This window comes from Heyndrickxia coagulans DSM 1 = ATCC 7050, from assembly GCF_000290615.1.
Classification (GTDB): domain Bacteria; phylum Bacillota; class Bacilli; order Bacillales; family Bacillaceae_C; genus Weizmannia; species Weizmannia coagulans.
Map to the genome: position 1 here is coordinate 25604 of NZ_ALAS01000196.1, position 10399 is coordinate 36002.

A 10399-nucleotide genomic window follows, 5' to 3' on the forward strand; every position below is an offset into this window, starting at 1 on the left:
CAATATTCTTATATTTTCCTATTATACGCCTTGTCTGTTTTTCTAACAAGATGCCAAAAACCCGCCATTCGTTCCGGAGGGCACTCAAAAAGTTGTGTTTAGATACAGGATAAAAAAACGGCGGGACACTATGGATGGTGGTGTCCCGCCGTTTCTTTCGGGCTTTCGAACGGCTTCCCGCTCCGAGAGCGGATTTTATCTGATTGGCTTTCAAGCGTTCTTTGCCGGTTACTGCCGGTTTTTTAAAGGGTTTTTGCAATCCCTGATTCCATATTGCGATTTTCCCGGGAAGCAAGTGTTAAGCCGCGGTTTTCCAATCACGAGTTTCTGTATCTCCGTTTTTTATGGCCGGGCCGATTGTTTTTGCAGCTGTTCTTTTAAAGACCTGCGCAAAATTTTCCCGGTTGTGTTTTTCGGAAGCTCTTCCAGAAATTCAATTTCTTTCGGGACTTTGTATTTGGCAAGCCGTTCTTTGCAGTAATCGAGCAATTCCTGTTCCGTCAGATTTTTGTTTTTCGATACGACGTATACTTTCACGGCTTCCCCCTGATCTGGGTCAGGGATGCCTACTGCAGCTACCTCCACGACATCCGGATGGTCGTAAAGCACTTCTTCCACTTCGCGCGGATACACATTAAAACCGCCGACAATAACCATATCTTTCTTGCGGTCCACGATATAAAAGTAACCCTCTTCATCCATCTTCGCCATGTCGCCGGTATGCAGCCAGCCGTTCCGGATCGCAGCCGCCGTTTCTTCCGGCATTTTATAGTACCCTTTCATCACGTTCGGACCGCGTACTACGAGTTCGCCGACTTCGCCGACAGGCACCTCATTTCCAAGCTCATCCACGACTTTATTTTCAACATGGACAATATTGGTGCCGATCGATCCCGGTTTGCGCGGACGGTCAAGCGGATTGAAGCAGGTAACCGGGGAGGCTTCCGACAATCCGTATCCTTCCGAAATGAGCACATTGAATTTTTTTTCAAAGTTTTTCAGAAGCGCAACCGGCATAGAAGCGCCGCCGGATATACACAGCCTGAGCGTGGCGAAGTCTTTCGGATCCCCGCCTTCATATTGGAACAAATAATTGTACATTGTCGGCACGCCGGCAAATATCGTTGCTTTGTACCGGCTTGCCACCCGGAACACTTCTTTCGGGCTGAACTTCGGCAATATGAGCAGCGTTGCCCCGCTGATGAGCGGCGCATTCACGGCAACCGTCAGGCAGAAAACGTGAAACATCGGCAACGCCGTAATGACCCGGTCATCCGCGCTCATTTTCAAATAGGAGCCGATATCGCTCGCATTCGAATATAAATTTTTATGTGTGAGCATCGCCCCCTTCGGCTTTCCGGTCGTTCCGGACGTATACAAAATAACCGCCGTATCCTCTTCAGAAAGCGGCACTTCATCGACGGACGGCGAACTTTCCGCCAGTATTTGTGAAAACGATTTCAATTTTGGGTGCGTATGTTTGCCCGCTTTTGCCGGATCGGTTTCACAAATGATGTAATGCTCCACTTTCGGCAGCCGGGCATCGATCTTATCCACATACGATGCAAATAAATCGAGCGCCACAACTGCTTTCACATCGCCGTTATCCAATATGTAGCGGATTTCCTCCGGCGTGTAAATCGGGTTGACCGGTATCGTGGTCACGCCGGCCCGCATCGCCCCGTACAAGGCAATAATAAATTGCGGTGAATTGCCAAGCAAAAGAGCCATATGATCCCCTTTTTTGAGTCCGAGTTTTTTCAGCCCGTCCGCAAACTTTGAAACGGCCGTGTCAAGCTCCTTGTACGTAACAGGCTGGTCCATAAAAATATAAGCTGTTTTGTCCGCGTTTGTTTCCGCCGTCTTTTTTAAACTGGACGGTAAATTCAATTTCTCCCTCCCCTTTCCGAATGAACAATCATTCATTCTACCCGTTTATTATATAAAAACAATTAAAATATTTCAATACAAATTCCCGGATTGCCGATTGGAACCCGGGAATTTGTGTGTTCTTAATAGATGAGGCTGATAAAGTCTTCTTTCGTTATGTTGCCAAAATAATGCCGGATATCTGTGCCTTCCAACGCTTTTTCAATGCCGGCGCGCTCATAACGGCAGCCGGCCAGCTTTTCTTCTATATCCTTTACTTCCCCGATCCCGAAAAAATCGCCGTAAATTTTGCAGTTTTCGATGATCCCTTTGTTCACTTCAAGGCGCACATCGACCGTTCCCGCCGGAAAACGCCGGGAATGGCGGAGATTGAATTTTGGCGATTTTCCATAGTTCCATTCCCATGTCTGGTACCGCTCTTTTGAAATTTGGCGGATTTTTTCCCAATCCTTTTCGGTCAGCTTATATTCTGGTATGTCCTTGCCGCCGAAAATGTTTTCCAAAAGCAATTGCCTGAATGCCGGCATGGGGATCGGGCGGTCGAGAAATTCGGAGATGTTGGCGACGCGGCTCCTCACTGACTTGATCCCTTTAGATTCGATTTTTTCTTTTTTGACCTTTAAAGCCTGTGCGACTTTATCAAGTTCTGAATTGAGCATCAGGGTGCCGTGGCTGAACATGCGCCCGTTTGTGGAAAACTGCGCGTTCCCCGAAATTTTCCGGTTGCCGACCTGAATGTCATTGCGCCCGCTCAATTCTGCGTTTACACCGAGTTTGCGCAATGCCTGCACAACCGGGTCGGTAAATTTGCGGAAATTGCTGAAGGACTCGCCGTCATCTTTTGTGATGAAACTGAAATTGATGTTGCCGAGATCATGGTACACCGCGCCACCGCCGGAAAGCCTGCGGACGACGATGACACCGTTTTTGTCCACGTAATCCGTGTTGATTTCTTCGATGGTGTTTTGGTTGCGGCCGATAATAATCGACGGCTGGTTTATGTAAAAAAGCAAATAAGTTTCATTGATATCGAGATTTTTCAAGGCATACTCTTCGATAGCAAGGTTGATGCGCGGGTCGGTAATGCCCTGGTTATCAATAAACAGCATAGTGCCGCCTCCTTTATGCAAAATGTAAAGCAATCCCTTTCATTTTCATTATAGAACAAGGGATGCCCGTGGGCAATCTTTGATCTTTTCTCTATTTTTCTAAAAAATTCACCATTTCGCCATTGACATTCAAAAACTGTTATAATACAATTAAAAACATAATAAACAGTTATATAACAAAGGAGTCGTGAAAATGGTACAAAATATTTTAGACTTTTTCAAAAACCTGCCTGATAAATATTGCACAGAATGCGGCGAAAAAATCGATGAGCAGTCGGAATGCTACGGCAATACATGCCCGAACTGCCTGCACGTGAAAAGCCATGAATAGCAAAAAGGGCAGCGCAAGGCATGAAAAAACGCCTTCACGCTGCCCGGTTTTTTTTTAACGGCTTTCCGAAAGAAGTCTCCCATCCTCAAGGAATGTGAAGGTGCGAATCGCACCAATGATTAGCGTTATCATAAGTAACAAAACTCTTGGAACAAGAGGGTTAGCTCGGTCAGTTTTCGTTGGCTAGTAAAAGCAACGATAAGTCGAGAAGCCCCCACTTCAATTAGACCGCAAGGTCAATAAGTGGTGGGTAGTTCACTTTACGGATAAATCGGTTTTAGGCATGACATGCATTTTCCGCGCTGTCACATGCACCTGGACCGTATATGTGCCGGGTTCTTTAATGACCGTTTTTGCGGTATAAATGCCGTGCTGGTCATGCTTCGCTTCCAGCATCGAGCTGTTTTTATCCGAATTTTTCTTCCAGATTTCAAACTTCACTTCGTCTGCATCGTCTACTTTTTCTTTCCCTTGTGTGACCACCGCCTTTAACGGGATGCTTGTGCCGGCGTCAGCCGTTTTGGGAACGATGAGCTGTACTTTTACCAATTTCGCCGGTTTTACAGCCGCCGTCTCCTGTTTTCCGCATCCGGCAAAGAGCGAGGCGGCCATCAGGAACAAGCCCGCCAGGATCCACTTTCTCACCATTTCCACCCTCTTTTTTCTGTTTTGACCGTTTATACTGAAAATACATGTTATAATGATCATACAAAATACCGCTTACATCCGTAAAGGGGGGGCTGATTTGAAGAGAAAGATGGCACTTTTCGTGTTGTTCGCATTTTTGCTTCCGGCGCTTTCCTCCTGTGCGCCAAAGGGGGATCCGGTTGAACACTTTCAATTTACGGATCAGAACGGGAAATTTTTTAGCCTGAGCGATTTAAAGGGGAAAGTGTGGGTGGCCGACTTTATTTTTACGAGCTGTAAAACAGTGTGCCCCCCGATGACGATGCATTTGAGCGAATTGCAGGAGAAAATCAAAAAAGCAGGTTACAAAGATGTGGAGCTTGTATCTTTCAGCATCGACCCCGAAGTGGATACGCCACAAAAGCTGAAACAATTTGCCAACCAATTTAACAGCGATTTTTCCATGTGGCATTTCCTTACCGGCTATTCGCAGAAAAAAATCGAAAAGTTTGCGATGAAAAATTTTAAAAACCCGGTCGCTAAATCGGACGGAAATGACCAGGTTGTGCACGGCACCAGTTTTTATGTCGTCAATAAAAACGGCGAGCTTATAAAAGACTTTGACGGGAGCGCGGACTTTGATGCTGACAAAATCATGAAAGAAATCGAAAGACTGCGATAAAAAAAACGCCGGCTGGTGGCCGGCGCTTTTGATTATTTATACTGTACATATACAACATGCGTTTGCAAGTATTCCTCAAGCCCGTGTTTGCCGTCTGCGCCGCCGACGCCCGATTTTCTCCACCCGGCGTGGAATCCCTGGATTGCTTCAAAGCTTTCACGGTTTACATACGTTTCGCCAAATTTCAATTCATTGCTGGCGCGCATCATCGTATCCACATTGGAAGTGAAAATGGCGGAAGTCAGGCCGTATTGGTAGTCTTCGCCAGTTCAATCGCCTCATCAAGCGTTTTAAACGTGGCAATCGGGAGGACCGGCCCGAAAATTTCCTCGCGCATGATTTCCATTGTGTTATCAACATTGACAAGCACGGTCGGCTCATAATAGTAGCCTTTGTCCCTTTCGGCCTGGTTTTGAAGGCTCAAGCCTTAGGCTTTCCCGCTTCTCCGCAAACAAATCCATAAGGAAAACAGCGAAAATCAAAAGAAAAATAAGAAGAGAGGGGAAGGAAACGAATTCTTTAAGCGGCAGCCACCAATTTGTTCTATTGTTCACATAGTTGTCCTTTTCCTTATGAACGGAAGAGCATTATAATAGGAGATGGAATAAAATTGGAATAGGGGAAATTTGCCCTGCTTTTTTTGGTTGATCATCAGATGACCGGATAACCATTTAAACATTTTAATGAGATCGAGGTAATGAACATGAAAAAAGGATTTTTGTATATTGTTTTGTCTGCTGTATTTTTCAGCACGATGGAAATTGCCATAAAAATGGTTGCCGGTACGTTTCATCCGATTCAATTAAACCTGCTTCGCTTTTTTATTGGCGCGGTTATTTTGTCGCCATTGGCGTTTCAGCATATGAAAAAATATCATTTTCACATGACAAAGGACCATTTTTTGTTTTTTGTTGTAACCGGCTTTTTATGTGTTGTGATCAGCATGACATTTTACCAATTGGCCATTGTTTATACGAAAGCTTCCACCGTTGCGATTTTGTTCAGCTGCAACCCGCTGTTTGTTATTCCGCTCGCCCATTTTCTTTTAAAAGAGCGTCTTTCGAAGCGGACGCTGGTTGCATTGGGCATCAGCCTAGCCGGAATTTTGTTTATCGTCAACCCGTTTGAAATCCAAAGCCCTTTCGGCATCATTGTTGCGCTTCTTTCGGCGGTTACGTTTGCGCTTTACAGTGTTGTCGGCAGAAAAGGCAGCCAGCAATTTAAATGCGACGGCGTCATTTTAACCTGCCTGAGCTTTTTTACCGGCAGTATGGAAATCCTTGCGCTTGTATTGATTTCGAAAATTGGATTTGTTGCGGGCTGGCTGCGTTCCATAGGCCTCAGCGTATTTGCAAATGTGCCCGTGTTCCGCGGAATTGCATGGCATACGCTGCCAAGCCTGATTTATATCGGCATTTTTGTCACTGGGCTCGGGTTTGCGTTTTACTTCCTTGCGATGGATGTAACGAGTGCATCAATGGCTTCGATGGTTTTCTTTATTAAGCCTGCACTGGCGCCGATTTTGGCCCTCATTTTTCTCAGAGAAGCGATTACGCCGGCTGTTACGGTCGGGATTATCCTGATCGTCGCAGGTTCGCTGATGACGTTGCTGCCGGCCGGAAGCAAACAGCCCGAACTCAGGGTCAGCCGGGCAAAAAACAGATAATCTTTTCATTTAAAAAGGCACAAGTGTGATCCGCACTTGTGCCTTTTTTGTTTTACTGGTTCAGCTGTTCCGCCGGGGTTGCCGGTGAAACGGCTGGTTTTTCCCCGCCCCGGACGGTCCCGAACCGTTCTTTTTCAATTTCTTCCAGCGTTTTTCCTTGTGTAGACGGCGCGAGAACGATTCCGATGATACAGTGGATGACAAGGAATACGATCATCACAATTCCCGCTACTTTAAAACTAAGCGTGTCCATAATGGTTGGAAGCAGAAAAAACCAGATGGCAATCCCGAACCGGACGAGGAAATAAATGAACCCCTGTGCGCCCGCGCGGTACCGCGTCGGGAACAATTCACTCGCCCACAAGCCGTAAAATGCCTGGGCGCCAAATCCGGCAGCGCTTCCCCAGAGAATGACAAAAGGGAGAACCAATTCATCCCTGTAAAAGTCAAAATAAGCCATGCGGCAAGCCGCTTGAGATGCAAAGACCGGCATGCAGCTCTGTTTACAAATACAGCCATAAAAAAACAGCAGGACCGGCCAAAATGGCTTCGTCCTGCCGCTTTCACAGCAAATCTCTTATGCTTCCATCGGAGAGGCTGCCCCCTCCTTTTCTACCATCTTATGAAGGTGTCTAAATTTCACAACAAAGTAGAGAAGGGAAAGAAAGATAAACACCGCAAAAAAGACCGAAAGCTTATCGGCATTTTGCCACATGAAACTGAAATCGCCGCTTGAAATCACCGCTTTAAACATTTGCAGCGAATATGTCATCGGCATCAGGTCATGGACAGCCTGAAGCGGCTTTGGAATCAATTCAAGCGGGAAGGTGCCTGCGCTTGTCGTCAGTTGCAAAATCAAAATGATGATCGCAATGTACCTGCCCGGGTTCGCGAATGCCGCAACCAAAAATTGGATGATCGCCATATAAGTCAGGCTCGTCATAATGGTTGCAAAGATAAACAGTGGCACACTTTGCACATGCAATTTCAGCAGATCAAGCAGAATGAAATCTGCCAAAAGCGATTGTAAGATGCCGATCAGTGCCATGACGCCGAATTTTCCAAGAAACCAGGTTACCCCGTTTTTCGGCATGATTGCCGGGGCTTTTACATTGTAGATAATTGTCAGCAATAACCCGCCGACAAAAAGCCCGAGCGATAAGAAATACGGAGCAAGGCCGGTACCATAGTTCGGCACTTTTGTCACAGCATCATGGTTCAGCCGGACCGGGCTGCTCATCATATTATAAGTGGCGTCGGTCGGATTGATGGCCCCGGCCTGGTCAGCCGCTTTGCCAAGTTTATTGCTCAGTTTATCTGCGCCGGCATTTAATTGGCCCGTGCCGGAAACAAGGCTGCCCGCACCGTTGTTCAACTGCTTACTTCCGCTTTGCAACTGAGCTGCGCCATTTAATAATTGGGACGTGCCTTTTACGAGCACGCTTGAGCCGTTCGCAAGTGATTGTGTACCGTTCGTCAATTTATTTGAACCTTCTGCCAGTTTTCCGGTCCCTTCTGCAAGCGCGCTTGAACCTTTTGCCAGTTGTTTCGTTCCGTTTACGAGCTGACCTGAACCGCCGGAAAGCTGCCCGAGCCCGGATGCAACCGCCGTTGCCCCGGATTCGAGGCTGTTTGCGCCGGATGCAGCTTGTTGCAGTTTTTCATTAAAAATGGTTGCGTTTTTGACGAATGCATTTTGGCCGCTTGCAAGTTGCTGTGCGCCGTCATTCAAACGATTGGCGCCTTTGGCGAGTTCGCCAATACCGGTTTGCAATTGTTGCTGCCCGCTGCTTACCTTTGTAAGCCCTTCGTTCAGGTCGGAAAAGTACGGAGCAATCGCCTGTTGAATTTGGCTTTGCAAAGCGGCTTGCGTAGATGCAGACCCGCTGGTTAACGAGGCCAAAAGCTGCTTTTTGACCTGCTCTCGGAATGCTTGTTGGAATTCCTGTTTCTTTTCCTTTGTATAATTACTCAAGTAATTACTCAAGACTTGGTTGTAAACCGTCTTATATGTTTCGGCCGGCAGCACTTGTTCTAACTGGCTGCGCAGGTGTTCTGCCTGGTCCTTTTGCTGTTCAAACATGCTACCGCTCATCTCATCGATTTTCTCATCGATTTGCGGCTGAAGGCTGGTAAGCCTGGTCTCCATGTTTTCCTTCATGTTTTCATCCATCTTGCTTGTAATGCCCGCTGCAAGCTTTTCAGGCAACTTTTGTTGCAGCTCTTTCACGCCGTTTTGCACTTGGACGGTGCCGCTCGTTAACGCCGGAAGCTTTTTGTTTGCATCATTTAAGCCATTACTTAATTTGGCGCTCCCGTCTGCCACCTTGCCGGCTCCCGTTTGAAGCTGTTTCGACGCATCAAGCAACTGGCCGCTTGCCGAGGCAAGCTGGTTCATACCCGAGGCCAGCGTTTTTGAACCATTTGCTACCTTATCCGCACCCGATTTTGCCTCCGACAGCCCGTTTGAAAAAGTAACCGAGCTTGCCGCCAATTGGGCCAAATGGTTTTTCAAGGAAACGGCGCCGCTGTCAGCCTGGGCGATCCCTTCGCCGAGCGTGCGTGAACCGTTATACAGTTTCAAAGCGCCCTTGTTTAAATCAGCCGCCCCGTTATGGACCCGGCCGATGCCGTCGTTCAGGGCGGTAGCGCCGGTCAACAAATTTTCCGTTCCTTTTCTTAAGACAACAGCGCCGTCTTTTAGTTTGCCGCTTCCTTTGGCAAGGCTTTTTGCCCCGTTTCCGGCAGACCGGTAGCCGTTTGCCATTTCTTTCACTTTCCCGAATACTTCTTCTGTATACGTTTTTGTCACCTGTTCCGCAACGCTCGATTTTATTTTTGTCATTGCAGATTCTTCAATTTTGGAAGAAATGTAGTTCATTGCCTGGTTTTGAATATAGTTCAGCTGCAATTTTTGTGGGTTTTTATCCAGTAAAGTGGTTGCGTTTTTAGAGAAATCTTCAGGGATCTCTATAATCATATAATATTGGTTATCTTTCAGTTTTTTCTCCGCCGTTTGCTGATCGACAAAGTGAAAATTAAAGATGTCCTTTTCTTTTAAATTTTTGACGAGCTTATCCCCGAGGGCGAGATGTTCCCCCTCCATTTGTGCCCCTTTGTCTTCATTTACAACGGCAACCGGCAATTTTTCGAGATGCCCGTACGGATCCCAAAGAGACCAGATAAACATGCCGGCATATAAAATTGGCACAAGAATAATGGCTGCCGTTTCAATCAGCTTTTTCGGCGAACGTAAAATACTCCGTATTTCCGCGAACCATAAATTGTCCATCTAAAATACCTCCTTTTCCAGCCGAAAAATCAGTTCTGCAGCCCTTTTAACAAATACAGTTCAAACGCCTCCGCAATTTCTTCCTTCGACAGAGAATCATGGTGTTTTTCCCAGTCAAAAATAATGGCGACATACAGTTTAAACATGATAAAAGCGGTCAACTCCGGATCGCACGGTTTGATTTTCCCCGCCTGTATCGCCCGTTCCAGCATTCCTTTCAGGTAGTCAATGATCTTCTCTTCAATTTTCTCGACCATGTCATTGACGGCCGGCGTTCCCATTTCTTTCTGCTCTTCGAATAATTTAAGCGTCAGCTGATGGGTTTTGCGGAATTCAAGAATGCTGAACAGGGCGGAATGCAGATTGGCATAAAAAGAAGCTTCCGGATCCATTGACGCTTCCGCCACCTGCTCCATTTCATCAATCAGGCGGGCAATGATTTCATGGAATAATTCTTCTTTATTGCGAAAAAAATTGTAAATGGTCCCCTTTCCGACGTTGCCCATTTTGGCGATCAAATCCATTGTTGTCGCTTTATAACCATACTGGGCAAAAGATTTTGTAGCAGCGTTTAATATTTGCAGCCTGCGGTCCGTTTCCAAGCTTTCCACCTCCCGTTAGAACGAGTGACTGATTTGGTTTTTTGGTCATTTTCGCACAAAAGTAATATACCACGTTTCCTCCTGAACATCAAGTATTTGTATCCGGGAACCAGTTCTGAAGAGTAAATTCATCAATTTTTAGATGTTTTATGATAAAATGACTTATCCACATTTAGAAAATTTTTCCATCTATTTTTTCT

Annotated in this window: 9 protein-coding genes and 1 pseudogene; 3 read left to right on the top strand and 7 right to left on the bottom strand. The window is 46.4% G+C overall.

All coding sequences use genetic code 11. From position 1 onward, the window contains the following. Positions 1-342 precede the first annotated feature (342 nt). Positions 343-1890: a fatty acid--CoA ligase family protein gene (locus tag IC21_RS10035; RefSeq protein ID WP_029142342.1), complete on the bottom strand. Its 1548-nt coding sequence runs from the start codon at positions 1888-1890 to the stop codon at positions 343-345. Positions 1891-2012: 122 nt separating this feature from the next. Then, the gene (gene lplA / locus IC21_RS10040) at positions 2013-2999 is read right to left on the bottom strand and encodes a lipoate--protein ligase (protein WP_029142343.1); all 987 of its coding nucleotides are present in this window, start codon (positions 2997-2999) and stop codon (positions 2013-2015) included. A gap of 193 nt (positions 3000-3192) precedes the next feature. On the opposite strand from lplA, the gene yhfH reads away from it, so the two are divergent. Then, positions 3193-3330: a protein YhfH gene (gene yhfH, locus IC21_RS16305; RefSeq protein WP_014095772.1), complete on the top strand. Its 138-nt coding sequence runs from the start codon at positions 3193-3195 to the stop codon at positions 3328-3330. Between the two features lie 255 nt (positions 3331-3585). Here yhfH and IC21_RS10045 read toward each other — a convergent pair whose 3' ends face one another. After that, positions 3586-3978 (bottom strand): FixH family protein, encoded by a 393-nt coding sequence (locus tag IC21_RS10045; protein WP_029713772.1) that lies wholly within the window; start codon positions 3976-3978, stop codon positions 3586-3588. A 97-nt stretch (positions 3979-4075) separates the two neighbouring features. Between IC21_RS10045 and IC21_RS10050 the strand changes: the two genes are divergently transcribed. Beyond that, positions 4076-4639: an SCO family protein gene (locus tag IC21_RS10050; RefSeq protein ID WP_029141734.1), complete on the top strand. Its 564-nt coding sequence runs from the start codon at positions 4076-4078 to the stop codon at positions 4637-4639. A gap of 32 nt (positions 4640-4671) precedes the next feature. Here IC21_RS10050 and IC21_RS16310 read toward each other — a convergent pair. After that, positions 4672-5036: pseudogene (locus IC21_RS16310) on the bottom strand (aldehyde dehydrogenase family protein); the annotation flags it as partial. Between the two features lie 300 nt (positions 5037-5336). Here IC21_RS16310 and IC21_RS10060 point away from each other — a divergent pair. After that, positions 5337-6305: a DMT family transporter gene (locus IC21_RS10060; protein WP_029141736.1), complete on the top strand. Its 969-nt coding sequence runs from the start codon at positions 5337-5339 to the stop codon at positions 6303-6305. Positions 6306-6357: 52 nt separating this feature from the next. Here IC21_RS10060 and IC21_RS10065 read toward each other — a convergent pair whose 3' ends face one another. The 3 genes from IC21_RS10065 to IC21_RS10075 all read right to left on the bottom strand — a co-directional run bounded on the left by IC21_RS10065 (position 6358) and on the right by IC21_RS10075 (position 10199). Next, entirely contained in the window at positions 6358-6765 is a 408-nt protein-coding gene (locus tag IC21_RS10065) for an MFS transporter (RefSeq protein WP_029141737.1), read from the bottom strand. Positions 6766-6882: 117 nt separating this feature from the next. After that, positions 6883-9597, bottom strand: coding sequence for a YhgE/Pip domain-containing protein (locus IC21_RS10070; protein ID WP_029141738.1), 2715 nt, complete (start codon positions 9595-9597; stop codon positions 6883-6885). 29 nt (positions 9598-9626) lie between these two features. Beyond that, positions 9627-10199, bottom strand: a complete 573-nt coding sequence (locus tag IC21_RS10075) for a TetR/AcrR family transcriptional regulator (RefSeq protein WP_013858737.1) — start codon at positions 10197-10199, stop codon at positions 9627-9629. Between the last annotated feature and the right edge of the window lie 200 nt (positions 10200-10399).

Coding starts and splice junctions, on each gene's coding strand:
- lplA (WP_029142343.1), bottom strand. CDS start 2,999: ATGCTGTTTATTGATAACCAGGGCATTACCGACCCGCGCATCAACCTT.
- IC21_RS10065 (WP_029141737.1), bottom strand. CDS start 6,765: ATGGCTTATTTTGACTTTTACAGGGATGAATTGGTTCTCCCTTTTGTC.
- IC21_RS10060 (WP_029141736.1), top strand. CDS start 5,337: ATGAACATGAAAAAAGGATTTTTGTATATTGTTTTGTCTGCTGTATTT.
- IC21_RS10070 (WP_029141738.1), bottom strand. CDS start 9,597: ATGGACAATTTATGGTTCGCGGAAATACGGAGTATTTTACGTTCGCCG.
- yhfH (WP_014095772.1), top strand. CDS start 3,193: ATGGTACAAAATATTTTAGACTTTTTCAAAAACCTGCCTGATAAATAT.
- IC21_RS10045 (WP_029713772.1), bottom strand. CDS start 3,978: ATGGTGAGAAAGTGGATCCTGGCGGGCTTGTTCCTGATGGCCGCCTCG.